This window comes from uncultured Brevundimonas sp. (genome assembly GCF_963975535.1).
Lineage (GTDB): Bacteria > Pseudomonadota > Alphaproteobacteria > Caulobacterales > Caulobacteraceae > Brevundimonas.
Genome location: NZ_CAXBHE010000002.1, coordinates 68,881 through 85,190 on the forward strand (window position 1 = coordinate 68,881; position 16,310 = coordinate 85,190).

Here is a 16,310-nt window from a genome sequence, read left to right on the forward strand (position 1 = left end):
TCAACTCAAAGGGGGCGGCCGATCCTCTTGATCTCCCATTCGAGGTTTACGTTCAGTTTACTTTGAACGTCCTCGCGCACGGCATTTCCCAGACCCTCGATGTCCGCAGCCGTTGCGTCGTTGAAATTGATCATGAAATTGGAATGCAGCTCGCTGAATTTTGCGCCTCCGAAAGGTTTGCCGCGCCAGCCCGCCTCGTCGACCAGTTGCCACGACGAATGGCCGGGCGGGTTCTTGAAGGTCGACCCCCCCGTCTTCTCGCGGATCGGCTGGGTCTGTTCGCGGCGACTGGTGATCCCGGCGATGCGGGCGGCGACGGCCTCGGGATCGTCGGGCGTGCCGCGATAGACCGCCTCGATCCAGATGATGTCGGCCGGGGCTTCGGAGTGGCGATAGGTATAGCCGAAGTCGGCCAGGGCGTAGTCGACCCGCTCCCCGGCCCGCGTCAGGCCCCAAGCGGACACCAGAATGTCCTTCGTCTCCGCCCCGTAGCAGCCGGCGTTCATGGTCAGGGCCCCGCCGATGGTGCCCGGAATCCCGGCATAGAATTCCAGTCCCGCCAGCCCGGCCCTGGCCGAGGCCCTGGCGACCATGGCGTCCAGCGCGCCGGCACCCGCCGTAATGGTGTCGCCCTCGGCGGTGATGCCCGCGAACGGCCGACCGGCCAGGCGGATGACTACCCCCTCGACCCCGCCGTCACGGACGATGACATTGGAGCCGACGCCCAGCACCGTCACCGGCACGACCGGGTCCAGCGCCTTCAGGAAGTCGGCGAGATCGTCGGGGTCGGCCGGGATGAACAGCACATCGGCCGCGCCGCCGACCCGGAACCAGGTGAAGGGGCCCAGCGGCTCGTCGCGGAGAAGTTTGCCGCGGACCGGGGGAAGGGAGTCACGCCAAGACATTTCTATGTTCCGCTCATCCCGGCGAAAGCCGGGACCCAGTGTTTTGGGCGATCGGTTGACGGTATGGCCCTCAAGACCTGATCCAGGCCGCCAGTGCTCGGGCGAAAGAACTGGGTCCCGGCTTTCGCCGGGATGAGCGGGTTGGGGGACATCACGCCAGCGCCTCCAGCTGCGCCGGCAGGGCATAGGCCCAGCCGGTGATGTCGCCGGCCCCGAGCAGGACGACGACGTCGCCGGGCCGGGCCTCGGCGGCGACGACGCCGGGCAGGTCGGCCAGGGACTGCAGGGCCGAGACGTGGCGGTGGCCGTAGCGGCGCACGCCGTCGACCAGGGCGTCCTTGTCGACGCCCTCGATCGGCGCTTCGCCGGCCGGATAGACGTCGGCGACGATGACCACATCGGCGTCGGAGAAGCTGGTCGAGAATTCTTCCATCAGGTCGCGCAGCCGGGTGAAGCGGTGCGGCTGCATCACGGCGATGACCCGGCCCTCGGTGACCTGGCGCGCGGCCTTGAGCACGGCGGCGATCTCGACCGGGTGGTGGCCGTAGTCGTCGACGATGCGCACGCCGTTGACGACACCGGTCGTGGTGAAGCGGCGCTTGACCCCGCCAAAGCCGGCCAGGCCGCTGCGGATATCCTCGTCGGTCACGCCCAGCTCGCGGGCCACGGCGATGGCGGCCAGGGCATTGGAGACATTGTGCCAGCCGGCCATCGGCAGGTGCAGGCCGTCAATGCGCGTCGTCTCGCCGTTCTGGATCACCACGTCAAAGCGGCAGCCGTCGGCGGCCATGTCGCAGTTTTCGGCCCGGACCATGGCCTGGGGGTTGAGGCCGTAGGTGACCAGCCGGCGATTGTCGATCGCCGCGACCAGCCGCTGCACCTCGGGATGGTCGAGGCAGACGGCGGCGAAGCCGTAGAAGGGGATGTTCTCGACGAAGTCCACGAACGCCTTCCGCACCGCGTCGAAATCGCCGTAGTGGTCGAGGTGTTCCGGGTCGATATTGGTGACGATCGCCACCGTCGACTTGAGGCGCAGGAAGCTGCCGTCGCTCTCGTCGGCCTCGACCACGATCCAGTCGCCGTCGCCGACCTTGGCGTTGGTGCCATAGGCATTGATGATGCCGCCATTGACCACGGTCGGGTCCAGATTGCCCGCATCCAGCAGACAGGCGACCATCGAGGTGGTTGTGGTCTTGCCATGGGTGCCGCCGACCGCGACCGAGAACTGCAGCCGCATCAGTTCGGCCAGCATCTCGGCCCGGCGCACCAGCGGGATGCGGCGCGCGCGGGCGGCGACCAGCTCGGGATTGGCCGCCGTGACGGCGGTCGAATAGACGAGGGCCGAGACGCCCTCGGTCACATGGGCCGCGTCGTGGCCGATGAAGATGGTCGCGCCCAGCTTTTGCAGCCGTTCGGTATTGGCGCTGGCCCGGGAGTCCGAGCCCTGCACCGCATAGCCGATCTTGAGCATGATCTCGGCGATACCGCTCATGCCGATGCCGCCGATGCCGACGAAATGCACAGGACCGAGGTCGAAGGGGACGGGGCGAAGGCGAGCGTTCATCCCGTCGTCATAGCGAAGGCGGCGCGGGTTTGCCCAGAGGCGGAGCCGTCCCCGCGCGTGTTTCCTGCAAATCCGGCGAGATATTTGCGCGCGGTTACCCGCCCTTAACCGTGATGATTCACCACTCAACCCTCAAGCTGAGTGGGGCCGAGTTTCGTGACCGATCTGAAGACCGATGTCGTCCTGCGTGGCGACTGCATCGAAATGCTCAAGACCCTGCCCGACGCCTCGGTCGACATGGTCTTCGCCGACCCGCCCTATAATCTGCAGCTGGGCGGCGACCTGCTGCGGCCGGACAACAGCCTGGTCGACGCCGTCGACGACGACTGGGACAAGTTCGACAGCTTCGCCGCCTATGACGCCTTTACCCGCGCCTGGATGGCGGAATGCCGCCGGGTGCTGAAGCCCGACGGCTCGATCTGGGTGATCGGCAGCTATCACAATGTCTTCCGCCTGGGTTCGGCGATCCAGGACCTGGGCTTCTGGGTGCTGAACGACATCATCTGGCGCAAGTCCAACCCGATGCCGAATTTCAAGGGCACGCGCTTCACCAATGCCCATGAGACGCTGATCTGGGCGGCCCGCAGCCGCGACCAGAAGCGTTATACGTTCAACTACGACGCGCTGAAGGCCTTCAACGAGGATGTGCAGATGCGCTCCGACTGGACCTTCGCCCTGTGCACCGGCGAGGAGCGCATCAAGGACGCCGACGGCAAGAAGGCCCATCCGACCCAGAAGCCCGAGGCCCTGCTGCACCGGGTGCTGATGGCCGCGACCAAGCCGGGCGACGTCGTCCTGGACCCGTTCTTCGGCACCGGCACCACCGGGGCCGCCGCGCGGCGGATGGGGCGTCACTATATCGGCATCGAGCGCGACCCGACCTATGCCGACGTGGCCGAGAAGCGCATCGCCGCCGTGGTACCCGCCCGCCCCGAGGACCTGGTGGTCACCGGATCCAAGAAGCATGAGACCAAGGTGCCGTTCGGGGCCCTGGTCGAGGCCGGCCTGCTGCAGCCGGGCGACCGGCTGTACTGCCCCAAGGGCGACCGCGAGGCCCGGGTCCGGGCCGACGGTTCGCTGGTCTCGGGCGAGATGAGCGGCTCGATCCACAAATTGGGGGCCCTGTTCGAGAACGCCCCGGCCTGCAACGGCTGGACCTACTGGCGCTTCAAGACCGACCAGGGGTTGCGTTCGATCGACACCCTGAGGGCCGAGGTCCGCGCCGGAATGCAGTAGGCGACGACAGGCTCACGCGCGTTCGGGACATACGGTCGCAGACCCTTCTGTCCACGGAACGAACTGGCAGCCGACCGGTTTGACTCCCATGTTCCTATGGTTGCGGACGGCGGAGTCTCGGTCATGAAAATCGCTCAGGTCACCCCGCTCTATGAAGCGGTGCCTCCCAGGCTCTACGGAGGCACCGAACGGGTGGTCGCGCACCTGACCGACGCGCTCGTCGACCTCGGCCATGAGGTCACCCTGTTCGCCAGCGCCGACGCGCAGACCCGGGCCCGGCTGGTCCCGGTGCGGGACCAGGCCATCCGGCTGGATCCGCGGCCGCTGAAGTCCGACCTGGCCGCCCACATGACCCTGCTGGCGACGGTGCTGGATCACGCCGACGATTTCGACCTGATCCATTTCCACACCGACATGATCCATTTCCCGTTCTTTGCGGGGATGGCCGACAAGACCGTCACGACCCTGCACGGCCGGCTTGATCTCGAGGATCTGGGCGAGGTCTACGAGCGCTGGAGCGAATTCGGCCTGATCTCGATTTCCGACGACCAGCGGCGGCCGATGCCGTTCGCCAGCTGGCAGGCGACCGTCCATCACGGCATGCCCGCCGAACTGTACGGGTTCTCGCCCCGGCCGGAGGGCTATCTGGCCTTCCTCGGCCGTATCTCGCCGGAAAAGCGGCCCGACCGGGCCATCGAGATCGCCACCGCCCTGGGCAAGCCCCTGAAAATCGCGGCCAAGGTCGACAGCGCTGACGCCGCCTATTGGGAGACGGTGATCCGGCCGATGATCGCGGACAATCCGCTCGTCGAATTCGTCGGCGAGATCGGCGACCCGCAGAAGTCCGCCTTCCTGGGCGGGGCCGAGGCCCTGCTGTTTCCGATCGACTGGCCGGAGCCGTTCGGCCTGGTGATGATCGAGGCCATGGCCTGCGGCACCCCGGTCGTGGCCTTCCGCTGTGGCTCGACCCCCGAAATTATCGAAGACGGGGTCACCGGCTTCCTGGTCGACACCCTCGAGGCGGCCGTGGCCGCGGCCGGACGCGCGCACCGACTGGACCGGAACCGTATCCGGGCGCAGTTCGACAAACGGTTCTCGGCCACGGCCATGGCCCGACGCTACCTGGACGTCTATGCGGACATGCTGGCGCGTCGTCCGTTCGCCGAACCCCGTCTGGATCGATCCGCACCGGCGGGACGGACCCGCCCCCGACTGGTCGACGCGATGGCGCGGCGCGGGCCCGCCCCGACTCCCGAGGTCAGCCTTCCCCCCCCTTCCGTCCTTTTGGGCTAGACTGCCGTCGACCTCAGACTGAGTGGTGAGGACAACCTGTTGACCATCGACGACGCTGATGCCGTGCCTGTCGCGGACACGACCGAAGGTGCGGGTCTGGAGCGACTGCTGGCGCTCAAGAATGCCGACACCTTCCTGGTCGCCGACAACTGGGGGGACCTCAGGTCCGGGGCCGACGGTCTGTTCGAAAGCGATACCCGGCTGCTGTCCCGGTTCGTGATGACCGCCGGTGGCGTGCGACCGTCGCGGCTGAGTTCGGGCGTGTCCCGGGACAATGTCTTCTTCTCCTGCCATTCGACCAACCGGCCGCTACCGCCGATGGGCGGCAGGGGGGCCCCTGCCGGGGCGCTGCATATCGAGCGGCGGCGCTTTCTCCACGACAGGCGGATGTTCGAGCGGGTCCGCATCGTCAACCACGGCATCAGTGACGTGCTGCTGCCGCTGGCCTTCGAGTTCGGGGCCGATTTCGCCGACATCTTCGAGGTCCGGGGCACCGAACGCGCAGCCCGCGGCCAACTGGCCCCTCCCGTCCACGAGGGTCGCCGCGTGACCTTCAGCTACCGCGGACTGGATGGGGTCGAGCGCCAGTGCTGTATCACCTTTTCCGAGCCGCCGGCCCGGCTGGGGCCCGACCGCGCCGAATTCATGTTCAGCCTGCCCCGGGGTCAGCAGGTCGATCTGTATATCGAGGTCGGCAAGGCCGTCGACGACACACCCGATGCCCTGCGGTGGCGACTCTGCGGCGTGATGGCCCAGCTGCAGATGCGGGCCCGGCGGCGCAGCGGGGCGTCGCTGCGGGTGCCGCGCAACCCGCTGTTCAACCAGTGGCTGGACCAGTCGCGTGCCGATGTCGCCCTGCTGACGACGGACCTGCCGACCGGCCCCTATCCCTATGCCGGGGTACCGTGGTTCTCGACCCCGTTCGGGCGCGACGGCATCATCACGGCCTGGCAGATGCTGTGGCTGGATCCGGCCCTGGCCCGGGGCGTGCTGACCTATCTGGCCGGGCGACAGGCGACCGGGACCTCGGCCTTCCAGGACGCCACCCCCGGCAAGATCATGCACGAGACCCGCGGCGGCGAAATGTCGGCCCTGGGCGAGGTGCCGTTCGGCCTCTATTACGGCGGGGTCGACACCACCTGCCTGTTCGTGGCCCTGGCCGGGGCCTATGCCCGGCGCAGCGGAGACCTCGAGCTGATCCGCGCGCTGTGGCCCAATCTGGTCGCCGCGGCTGACTGGATGCGGGATCACGGTGATTCCAACGGCGACGGCCTGATCGACTATGCCCGGGCCGCCGAGACCGGTCTGTCCAACCAGGGCTGGAAGGACTCCGAGGACTCGATCTTTCATACGGACGGCAGCTTCCCGAAGGGACCGGTCGCCCTGCTGGAGGTCCAGGGCTATGCCTATGCCGCCTGGCGGGCCATGGCCGATATGGGCCGCCGCCTGGGCGATCACCGCGCCCGCGGCTGGCTGGAGCGGGCCGAGCTGTTGCGCGCGCAGGTCGAGGAACGGTTCTGGATGGAGGACGAAGGCTTCTACGCCATCGCTCTCGACGGGGACCGCGCGCCCTGCAGGACCATCAGTTCCAATGCGGGCCATCTGCTGTTCACCGGCCTGCCGAGCCGCGAGCGGGCCCTGAAGGTCACCCAGCGTATGCTGTCGGGGGAGTTCCGCTCCGGCTGGGGCCTGAGAACCCTGGCGCGGGGGCAGGCCCGGTTCAATCCGATGAGCTATCACAACGGCTCGGTCTGGCCGCATGACACCGCCCTGGGGGCCGCCGGCATGGCCCACTATGGCGAACGCGACGCCGTGACCCTGCTGATGGGCGAGATCTATTCGGCCGCCAGCCATTTCAACATGCGGCTGCCGGAACTGTTCTGCGGCTTCGAGCGTCAGCCCGGCGAGGCCCCGATCGCCTATCCGGTGGCCTGCCTGCCCCAGGCCTGGGCCGCCGGGTCGGTGTTCCTGATGATGCAGGCGGTGCTGGGCCTGAGTATCGACGCCTTCGAGCAGACCGTGACCATCGTCAACCCGTCCCTGCCCGCGGGCATGGAGCGTTTGACCGTGACCGGCCTGCAGGTGGGTCAGGCGCGCACCGACCTGTTGTTTCGCCGGTTGGGCGATCAGGTGGCGGTGACGCCGCGGAACCGGGTCGGAACGCTGAAGATCTTCACCGTGCGTTAGGGCGTCCCGACTCCCTTCCGCCTTTCGACCGCCCTGTCCAGCGCCTTGCGGAATACGGTCGGCAGGCCGGCCCGCGCGTCTTCGACCGGCGTCCACAGCAGATCTCCCTCTCCCGTTGCGATGCTGACCTCAAGCGTCAGGGCAAAATGGGTAAAGACGTGGGTGACCGTTCCCGCCGCCTGCCAGTCGGTTGCGATCGGAGGGGCCACGGCCATGTCCGGCAAGCCCCAGTCGGTTGTCGGCAGGCCCAGCATCCCGCCCAGCAGCCCCTTGGCGGGCCTCTGCTCCAGACCCACCCGGCCGCGGTCGTCGAACAGCACGAAGGCGGTGCCGAAGCGGCGGGGTCGCTCGGCCTTCGCGGTCCGCAACGGATAGCGTTCGGGGCGACCGCCGGTGAAGGCCGCGCACTGGGCAGTCAGGGGACACCGGTCACAGAGCGGCGTCCGCGGTCGGCAGACGGTGGCCCCCAGATCCATCAGGGCCTGGGCCCAGTCGCCGGGACGGTCATCGGCAATCAGGCTCGCCGCCAGCCGCTTCAGTTCCGGTTTGGCCGCCGGTAGCGGGCTCTCGAGCGCGAACAGCCGGGCCATGACCCGTTCGACATTGCCGTCGACGACATTGGCGGGGCGGTCGAAGGCGATCGCCGCCACGGCCGCGGCCGTATAGGCCCCGACCCCCGGCAGGGCGAGCAGGCCGGCCTCGCTGTCGGGAAAGACGCCGCCGTGGTTGGCACTGACGGCCCGGGCGCAGGCCAGCAGATTGCGGGCGCGGGCATAGTAGCCGAGCCCGGCCCAGGCGGCCATCACCTCGGCGTCCGGCGCGGCGGCCAGGGCCCCGACCGTCGGCCAGCGCGTGAGGAAGGTCAGAAAATACGGCGTGGCGTGCGGCACGGTGGTCTGCTGCAGCATCACCTCGGACAGCCAGACCCGGTAGGGGTCGCGCGCCGCCTCGCCCGGCCCGGCCCGCCACGGCAGGCTCCGGCCATGGGCGTCGTACCAGCCCAGCAGGGCGGCGCGGATCGCGCGGATGTCGCAGGGGACGGATGTCATCCAGCGCGCTATACAGGCGAAATGCGCCGCGATCTGCCCACTGACAGCGAGGTGCGCGAGATCCTCTCGCGCCGACGGACCCGGCCCCTGCCGCGGTCCGCCCCGCCGGCCGGTCGCGCGCTGGCCCCGCTGATCAAACAGCTGGACGCGAAATTCGGCCGCAGCGCCGGGACGCTGGAGCCGCGCTGGCGCGAGATCGTCGGCGAGCGGCTGGCCCGGGTCACGCGGCCGCAGAAATTGACGCGCGGCAAGGGCGGGGCCGGCGGCACCCTGGAATTGCGGGTGGCCGGACCGGCGGCCCTGCTGGTCCAGCACCAGTCCGAAGACATCCTGGCCCGGGTCAATCTGTTCCTCGGCCCTGGCAGCGTCGACCGGCTGCGCATCGCCCAGGGCCCGGTCCGGCCACCGTCGGACCTGGCGCGCCCGGCCAATCGCATCGGCCCGTCGGCCCCGCCGCTGTCGGCCCATGCCGAGGCCGAGCTGGACGCCTCCCTCGCCCCGGCGGCGGAGGGGCTGAAGGCCGCGCTGCAGCGTCTGGGTCGCGCGGTCCTGGCCGTGGACAGGCCGGGGAGTGACACCCGCCGACGTTGACAAACCTTCGCCGCACCTGTTCTCGAAAGTGATCGACACGCGCGCTTCCGGGGGAATCGCGCGATCGTCCCGAAATCTTTCCCCCGCTCGAGGAAGTCTTCCATGCGCGACACCACCACCGGCAAGTTCCGCTACGGCACGATGAGCCGTCGCGCGGCCATGACCGCCGCAGCCCTTACCGCCATGGCGGCCCTGGCCGGTTGCGGGGGCGGCAACGGTGGCGGTGCCGCTGAGGGCGACATGGCCCTGGGGGCACCCGAGGGGGCCAAGGTCACCGTGATCGAATACGCCTCGGTCACCTGCAGCCATTGCGCCATCTGGCAGGAACAGGTCTGGCCCGAGTTCAAGACCCGCTACGTCGACACGAATAAGGTCCGCTACGTCTTCCGCGAATTTCCGACCCCGCCGGCCGACATCGCCGCCGCCGGCTTTCTGATCGCCCGCTGCGCCGGCGAGGACAAATATTTCGACGTGGTCCACGAGATCATGGCCAGCCAGCGCGAATGGCAGGCCGGTGTGCCGCCGCGCTCGACCCTGGTCCGCGTCGCCACCGGGGCGGGCCTCAGCGAACAGCAGTTCCAGGCCTGTGTCAGTGACGAAGCCGCGATCAAGGCGCTCGACGCCCGGGTCAAGGCCGGTGTCGACGCCGGGGTCAACTCGACCCCGACCTTCCTCGTCAACGGCACCCGCGTGCTCGACACCTCGCTGGAAAGCCTGTCGTCGGCCATCGACGCCGAACTGGCCAAGGGCTGAGCGCGATGATCCGGGTCCGGCGGCTGGTCCTATCGATGCTGGTGCTGGCGTTCGCGCCGGTATCGGCTCTGGCCGGATCGCCGCCGGCCGTCACCGCCGCCGACCGGTTCGTCGGTCGCGCCGATGCGCCGGTCACGGTGGTGGAGTACGCCTCGTTCGCCTGTTCGCACTGCGCGGACTGGCATCTGGTGGTCTATCCGGAGTTCAAGCGCCGCTTCATCGACACGGGTCAGGTCCGGCTGGTGTTCCGCAACCTGCCGACCGCGCCGGCGGACCTGGCCGTGGCGGCCGCCGCGCTCGCCCACTGCGCGGCCCCCGAGCGCTTCTATGAGGTGGCCGGAACCCTGATGCGCGGCCAGCGCGCGGTTCTCAACGGCGGAGACCAGGCCGTGTGGTTCGCCAGTGCCGTCGGCGTCAGCGGGCGCACGCGAGCCGAAATCGACGCCTGTGTCGCCCGGCCGGCGACGCGGGCGGCCATCGAGCGCGACATCGACGGGGCCATCGCGGCCGGCGTGGACAGCACCCCGACCCTGTTCGTCAACGGTCGGCAGGTGATGGACCGCAGCCTCGGCGGTCTGGACGCGCTGATCACGCCGCTCGTCGCCGCGCATTGAGCAGGGGGAGTCGGGAACCGTAATGCAGTTCCAGCGCCTCCGGCTCGTCGGTTTCAAATCCTTCGTCGACCCGGCCGAGGTGCATATCGAGCCAGGCCTGACCGGGGTGGTCGGCCCCAACGGCTGCGGCAAGTCCAATGTGCTGGAGGGCCTGCGCTGGGTCATGGGGGCCAATTCGGCCAAGGCCATGCGCGGCCAGGGCATGGACGATGTGATCTTCGCCGGGGCCGCCGACCGGCCGCCGCGCAGCCATGCCGAGGTCCAGCTGACCATCGACAACGCCCAGCGCAAGGCCCCGCAACCGTTCACGGACTCGGCCGTGCTGGAGGTGTCGCGTCGCATCGACCGGGGCCAGGGCTCGACCTACCGCATCAATGGCAAGGAGGTGCGCGCCCGGGACGTGCAACTGCTGTTCGCCGACGCCTCGACCGGGGCCAACAGTCCCGCCCTGGTCCGGCAGGGCCAGATCAGCGAACTGATCGCCGCCAAGCCACAGAACCGCCGCCGCATCCTCGAGGAGGCCGGTGGCGTGGCCGGACTGCACACCCGTCGCCACGAGGCCGAGCTGCGGCTGAAGGCGGCCGAGACCAATCTCGACCGGCTGGACGACATCGGTCGTGAGCTGGAGACGGCGCTGACGCGGCTGAAGCGCGAGGCCCGCCACGCCGAAAAATACAAGAAGATCTCGGCCGAGATCCGGGCCCTGCAGGCGGCGCTGTTGTTCGTGCGCTGGAACGATGCGCGGCTGGCGGCCGAGGCGGCGGCGGCCGAGCTGGCCGAGGCCGACCGCGCCGTGGCCGAGGCCACCGGGGCCGCGGCCCGGGCCCAGACGGCGGCGCTGGCGGCCCAGGACGGCCTGAAACCCGCCCGCGAGGAAGACGCCGTGGCCGGGGCCCTGCTGCACCGCGCCAGCCTCGAACGCGACCGGCTGGACATGGCCGAACAGGCGGCGCGGGCCGAGGTCGACCGGCTGACCGCCGAACGGGCCCGAATCGCCGCCGACCGTGAGCGCGAGGCGGAAATGGCCGAAGACGCGACCGCCGAGCTGGAGCGACTGGGCACGGCCATCGCCGACCTGGAGGCCGAGATCGCGGCCGCGCCGACGCGGACCCCCCAATTGGAACAGGCACTGGCCACGGCCGAGGCCGGGCGAGCCGCCGCCGATGCCGAGGTGGAACGGATCGCCGGCACCGTGGCCTCGGTCGAGGCCCGGGCCAATGCCGAGACCGCGCGCAAGCGTGACGCCGAGGCCCGGGTCAGCCGGGCCAACGCCGCCCTCGACAGCGCTCGCCAGGAACGCGCGGCCCTGGGGCCGCTGGAAACACCGGAACTGGCCGCCGCACGGGAGACGCTGGAGCGGGCCCAGACGGACCTGCTGGCAGCCCGCGCCGCCGTCGAGGCCGCCGAGGCCGCGCGTGGCGACCGGGCCCGCGCGGAACAGGCCGCGCGCGAGGCGGCCCGGGCCGCCGAAGACCGGCTGGGTCGGCTGCAGACCGAGGCGCGGGGTCTGGCCCAGCTGCTGACCGCCGGCAAGCGCGACCATCCCCCGGCGCTGGACCGGGTCAGCGCCGACAAGGGCTATGAGGCGGCGCTGGCCGCGGCGCTGGGCGACGATCTGGACGCGGCGCTGGACAAGGCGGCGGTCGCCTACTGGGCCGGGGCCGCGGTGCCCGTCCCCGAATGGCCGACGGGTGTACGGCCCCTGACCGACCATGTCCGGGCCCCCGGGCAGCTGGCCGCCCGCCTGGCGCTGTGCGGCGTGACCGGGCGCGACGAAATCGCAACCCTGGCCGCCGGCCTGCCCGCCGGGGCCCGTCTGGTGACGGTCGAGGGCGACCTGTACCGCTGGGACGGGTTCGTGACCCGGGCCGAGGCCCCGCGTCCGGCCGCGATCCGGCTGGAGCAGCGCACCCGGCTGGCCGAACTGGAATCCGGCATCGACGAGGGCCGGCCGGCGCTCGACGTCGCCCAGACCACCCTGAAGGCCGCCGCCGAGGCCTTCCGGGCGGCCGAGGAGGCGGTAAAGGCCGCCCGGCTGGCCCCGTTCGCGGCCGACAAGGCCGTTACCGCCGCCCGCGACCGGGTCGAGAGCCTGGGCCAGGACCAGGCGCGCCGCGAGGCCCGGGCCCAGGCGCTGGACGAGACCCTGACCCGGCTCGAGACCGAGGCCACAGCCGCCGCAACGGCGCTGGACGAGGCCCTGTCCGTCGACTCCCCATCGGAAACCCTGGACGCGCTGCGGGCCGAACTGGCCGAAGTCCGGGCGGCGGCCGAGGTCGCGCGCAGCCGGTCCGCCCAGGCCCGGGCCGACCGCGACGCCGAGGCGCGCGAACGGGCCGGGCGTGAGGCCCGGCTGGCCGGACTGGTGCGCGAGCGCGACAGCTGGAGCAGCCGGTCCCGCGACAGCGCCGCCCGCGGGATCGCCCTCGACAAGGACCGGGATCGCACCGCCGCCCTGCTGAAGCAGGCCGAAAGCGCGCCCGAGGCCCTGGCCGCCAAACGCTCGTCGCTGCTGGACGCCCTGGCCGCCGCCGAGACCCGGCGCAAGGCCGCGGGCGACGCCCTGGCCGTGGTCGAGACCGCGGCGATCGAGGCCGACCGCACCGCACGCGCAGCCGAAGCGACAGCCTCGGCCGCGCGCGAGGCCCGGGCCGGACTGGCGGCGCGGGCCGAGGCCACGGGGGAACGGCTGGCCGAGGCCGAAGCCACCGTGCGCGAAACCGCCCAGATGTCGCCCGAGGACCTGGGCCAGAAGCTGACCGACGACGCGATCGCCCGTCCGCCGGACGCCGCCGGGGCCGAGAGCCTGCTGTTCGGGCTGGAACGCGAGCGCGAGGCGCTGGGCGCGGTCAACCTGCTGGCCGAGGAAGAGGCCGAGGAATACGACGGCCGGCTGAACAGCATGCGGATGGAGCGGTCGGATCTGACCGGGGCCATCGCCAAATTGCGCGACGGCATCGACGAGCTGAACGCCGAGGGCCGTGAGCGGCTGGTGGCGGCGTTCGACGTCATCAACGACAATTTCAAGGCCCTGTTCGAGACCCTGTTCGACGGCGGTCAGGCCGAGCTGAAGCTGGTCGAGAGCGACGATCCGCTGGAGGCCGGGCTGGAGATTTTCGCCTGCCCGCCCGGCAAGCGATTGTCGGTGATGAGCCTGATGTCGGGCGGCGAACAGGCGCTGACGGCGGCGGCCCTGATCTTCGCCGTCTTCCTGGCCAATCCGGCGCCGGTCTGTGTGCTGGACGAGGTCGACGCGCCGCTGGACGACGCCAATGTCGATCGCTTCTGCCGGATGCTGGACGAGATGCGCAAGCGGACGGACACCCGCTTCATCGTCATCACCCACAATCCCGTGACCATGAGCCGGATGGACCGGCTCTATGGCGTGACCATGCCCGAGCGCGGCGTGTCACAACTGGTCAGTGTCGATCTGCACCAGGCCGAGAAACTGGTGGCCTGAGGGTTTGACCATCACGCCTCAGTCGGCGGCATGCTGCCGCAGCAGGGCGAGTTCTGCCGTCGCTTCCCGCCGAAACTGCACCAGGGTCCCCAGAACGTGGCCGCGGGTCGTGCCGAAATTGAGGAACTCCGTGCGATAGACGCCGGCTCCCTCCCCGGTGACCAAAGTGGTGACCCAGTCGCTGCTGACCTGGTTGAAGACCTGATAGTTCGCCGGTGGCGTGAGGTCCGGGATGTACAGTCGCATCGCGGTGCAGGCGGCGGTCCTGGAGCCGGACGGCATGCAGTCCGAAAGACGAACCGTCACGGGGTTCAGCCCCGGCCATTCCAGCCGGGCGTAGAGGTCACCCCCGGCACCGCCCATCTCGGTAAATCCGGCCCCGGCCTCGGCCGCCAGTTCCTGCAGCTCGGCCCGGGTGATGGCGTTCCAGAAGGTCCGGTTGGCATCACTGCGCCAGTCGATGGACTGGGCGTTCGCGGCACCGACGGCCACCGACAGGAATGCGACGGCCGAAACCGTCAGTCTGGCGAAATTCATGATCGTCTCCTCAAGACACCGTCCTACCCTGGGGGGCCCACAAACCGATGTCTAGAGAGCGGCGTTCCGTGAACGCGCGGCGCGCAGGTCGGCCAGCGCCGGGCCCAGCAGGCTCCAGGGCTCGATACAGTAGCGGGTGAACAGCCGCTTCGGATCGACGACCAGACGGAACAGCCATTCCAGCCCGATCCGGCCCATCCAGCGCGGCGCGGCCTTCTGTACGCCGGCCTCGTAGTCGAAGGCCGCGCCGACCGACAGGATGACGGCGCACGGCAGCTCGGCGATGTTGTCGGCGATCCAGGCTTCCTGGCGGGGCATACCCATGCCGACGAACAGGATGTTAGGCTGGAAGGCATTGGCGGCCGCCACGACCCGGGCATTGTCGACGGATCCCGGCGTCATGTCGAAATAGCCGTGCTCGACCGCGATCGTGGCCCCGGGCGCGCGGGCTGACAGGCTTTGCGCAGCGCGTTCGGCGACGCCGGGGGCCCCGCCGACATACATGACGCGCCAGCCCTCACGATTGGCCAGACTCCAGAAATGATCGCGCCAGTCCAGATAGGTACAGCGATGAAACGGACGGCTGGACAGGCCCAGCAGGCGGGCGAACCAGACCAGGGGCGTCGAATCCAGCTGGGTCAGGTCCGCGCGCTGGAAGAAGCGCCGCAGCGCCGGATCGCGACGGACCAGATAGAGGCTGTGCAGGTTGTGGTTGGCGACGATGGCCTTGCGACCGGCGCGGACCCAGCGTCCGACATGGTGCATGACCTCCTCCGGACGGACCAGGTCGACGGACTGTCCCAGAAGGGTGATGGTTTCCTCGGGGCGGCGCTCGGTGCGGAACAGGCTGCGCGCGAGTCGGCGCCGGTCCGGCAGGGCCGCGGAAATCTCAAAGCCGATGCGCTCGTGAAACATGAGGCGACGCTACAGCCTGTGTCTGTAGGTCAGGTGTCCGAAGGCAGTTAACGGGGGCTTGCCGTCTGGCCAGCCGTGGCCTCGACCAGATCGGCCAGACGGGCCGCCGCGTCGGGCAGGGCCACGGACCGCGCCCCGGCCGACATCGCCGCCAGCCGGTCCGGATCGGACAGCACGGCGGCGAGGCTGGCGGTGAGGGTTTCCACGCTCGCCTCGTCCTCGAGAATCATCGCCGCCCCGCCTGCAGCGACCAGCCCCCCGGCATTGAAGCGCTGGTGGTCGTCCATGGCGATCTTCAGCGGGATCAGCACCGACGGCAGGGCCGCGACCGCCAGTTCCGAACAGGTTGAGGCCCCGGCCCGGCCGATGACCAGATGGACCGACGACAGGCGCGCGGCCATGTCGGTGAAGAAGGGGGCGACCTCGGCCTCGATCCCGGCGTCGCGATAGAGGGCCCGGGCCGCCTCCAGCGTCTCCGGGCGCGACTGCTGCTGCACCACCAGACGGGCGCGGACGGCCGGCGGCAGGGCCGCCAGGGCGCGCGGCGCGACTTCGGACAGGATACGGGCCCCCTGGCTGCCGCCGGTGATCAGGACCCGGATCGGTCCCCTGGCCGTCGGAGCCTTGTAGGGCCGGTCGAACAGGGCGCGAATATCCGGTCGCACCGGGTTGCCGACCAGATGGACGCGGGACGCCAGCGGGGCCGGTACCCGCTCGAGCGCCGGAAAGGACGAGGCCAGGGCCTTCACATGCGGGGCCAGCATGCGGTTGGTGCGGCCGAGGACCGCGTTCTGTTCGTGCAGCAGGGCGGGACGGCCCTGGCTGATCGCCGCCAGCAGGGCCGGGGCCGAGGGGTAGCCGCCGAAGCCGACGGCCACGGCGACGTCGAGCCGGCGGAAGGCCGAACGCGCCTGCAGCACCCCGCGGCCGATGGCCAGTCCGGCCTTCGCCAGACCGATCGGACCCGAGCCGGTGGCGGCGTCCAGCGCCAGTCGCTCCTCAGCGGGAAAGGCGGTGGCGTACTGTTCGCCGCGCCGGTCAGTGGCCAGGACGATGCGCCAGCCGCGACCGGCCAGTTCGCGGGCCAGGGCCTCGGCGGGGAACATATGACCGCCGGTGCCTCCGGCGGCGACGACACAGACTCTGGCGGACATGGACACTCCGGGATTGCCCCGCCTCCTTACGTCACGCGCGCGGTCGTGCCGA

Annotated in this window: 13 protein-coding genes; 7 read left to right on the plus strand and 6 right to left on the minus strand. The window is 70.2% G+C overall.

Features of this window, described 5'->3' with window-relative positions; genetic code table 11:
• Positions 1-5: 5 nt before the first annotated feature.
• Both murB and murC read right to left on the minus strand, forming a co-directional pair.
• The gene (gene murB, locus AACZ75_RS02625) at positions 6-905 is read right to left on the minus strand and encodes a UDP-N-acetylmuramate dehydrogenase (RefSeq protein WP_339871076.1); all 900 of its coding nucleotides are present in this window, start codon (positions 903-905) and stop codon (positions 6-8) included.
• 151 nt (positions 906-1,056) lie between these two features.
• Positions 1,057-2,469, minus strand: coding sequence for a UDP-N-acetylmuramate--L-alanine ligase (gene murC / locus AACZ75_RS02630; RefSeq protein ID WP_339871077.1), 1,413 nt, complete (start codon positions 2,467-2,469; stop codon positions 1,057-1,059).
• Positions 2,470-2,625: 156 nt separating this feature from the next.
• On the opposite strand from murC, the gene AACZ75_RS02635 reads away from it, so the two are divergent.
• The 3 genes from AACZ75_RS02635 (at position 2,626) to AACZ75_RS02645 (ending at position 7,185) form a co-directional block, all read left to right on the plus strand.
• On the plus strand, positions 2,626-3,705 hold the full coding sequence (locus AACZ75_RS02635) for a site-specific DNA-methyltransferase (RefSeq protein WP_339871078.1): 1,080 nt from the start codon (positions 2,626-2,628) through the stop codon (positions 3,703-3,705).
• Between the two features lie 123 nt (positions 3,706-3,828).
• Positions 3,829-4,998, plus strand: coding sequence for a glycosyltransferase family 4 protein (locus AACZ75_RS02640; RefSeq protein ID WP_339871079.1), 1,170 nt, complete (start codon positions 3,829-3,831; stop codon positions 4,996-4,998).
• 39 nt (positions 4,999-5,037) lie between these two features.
• Complete coding sequence (locus tag AACZ75_RS02645) at positions 5,038-7,185, plus strand: amylo-alpha-1,6-glucosidase (RefSeq protein ID WP_339871080.1); 2,148 nt, start codon at positions 5,038-5,040, stop codon at positions 7,183-7,185.
• Here AACZ75_RS02645 and mutY read toward each other — a convergent pair.
• Positions 7,182-8,234, minus strand: a complete 1,053-nt coding sequence (mutY, locus tag AACZ75_RS02650; protein WP_339871082.1) for an A/G-specific adenine glycosylase — start codon at positions 8,232-8,234, stop codon at positions 7,182-7,184. The two genes, AACZ75_RS02645 and mutY, sit on opposite strands and share 4 nt — an antisense overlap.
• A gap of 21 nt (positions 8,235-8,255) precedes the next feature.
• On the opposite strand from mutY, the gene AACZ75_RS02655 reads away from it, so the two are divergent.
• The 4 genes from AACZ75_RS02655 (at position 8,256) to smc (ending at position 13,652) form a co-directional block, all read left to right on the plus strand.
• The gene (locus AACZ75_RS02655) at positions 8,256-8,825 is read left to right on the plus strand and encodes a DciA family protein (RefSeq protein ID WP_339871084.1); all 570 of its coding nucleotides are present in this window, start codon (positions 8,256-8,258) and stop codon (positions 8,823-8,825) included.
• 102 nt (positions 8,826-8,927) lie between these two features.
• On the plus strand, positions 8,928-9,578 hold the full coding sequence (locus tag AACZ75_RS02660; protein ID WP_339871085.1) for a DsbA family protein: 651 nt from the start codon (positions 8,928-8,930) through the stop codon (positions 9,576-9,578).
• A gap of 5 nt (positions 9,579-9,583) precedes the next feature.
• The gene (locus AACZ75_RS02665; protein ID WP_339871086.1) at positions 9,584-10,192 is read left to right on the plus strand and encodes a thioredoxin domain-containing protein; all 609 of its coding nucleotides are present in this window, start codon (positions 9,584-9,586) and stop codon (positions 10,190-10,192) included.
• Between the two features lie 22 nt (positions 10,193-10,214).
• Positions 10,215-13,652, plus strand: coding sequence for a chromosome segregation protein SMC (smc, locus tag AACZ75_RS02670; RefSeq protein ID WP_339871087.1), 3,438 nt, complete (start codon positions 10,215-10,217; stop codon positions 13,650-13,652).
• An 18-nt stretch (positions 13,653-13,670) separates the two neighbouring features.
• Here smc and AACZ75_RS02675 read toward each other — a convergent pair whose 3' ends face one another.
• From AACZ75_RS02675 to murG, 3 genes are read right to left on the minus strand one after another with little or no spacing between them, the layout of a single operon-like run.
• Positions 13,671-14,189: a hypothetical protein gene (locus tag AACZ75_RS02675; protein WP_339871088.1), complete on the minus strand. Its 519-nt coding sequence runs from the start codon at positions 14,187-14,189 to the stop codon at positions 13,671-13,673.
• Between the two features lie 51 nt (positions 14,190-14,240).
• Positions 14,241-15,104 carry a WecB/TagA/CpsF family glycosyltransferase gene (locus tag AACZ75_RS02680; protein ID WP_339871089.1) on the minus strand — a complete coding sequence of 288 codons (864 nt, stop codon included), beginning with the start codon at positions 15,102-15,104 and terminating at the stop codon, positions 14,241-14,243.
• Positions 15,105-15,151: 47 nt separating this feature from the next.
• Complete coding sequence (gene murG / locus AACZ75_RS02685; protein ID WP_339871090.1) at positions 15,152-16,258, minus strand: undecaprenyldiphospho-muramoylpentapeptide beta-N-acetylglucosaminyltransferase; 1,107 nt, start codon at positions 16,256-16,258, stop codon at positions 15,152-15,154.
• Positions 16,259-16,310 lie beyond the last annotated feature (52 nt).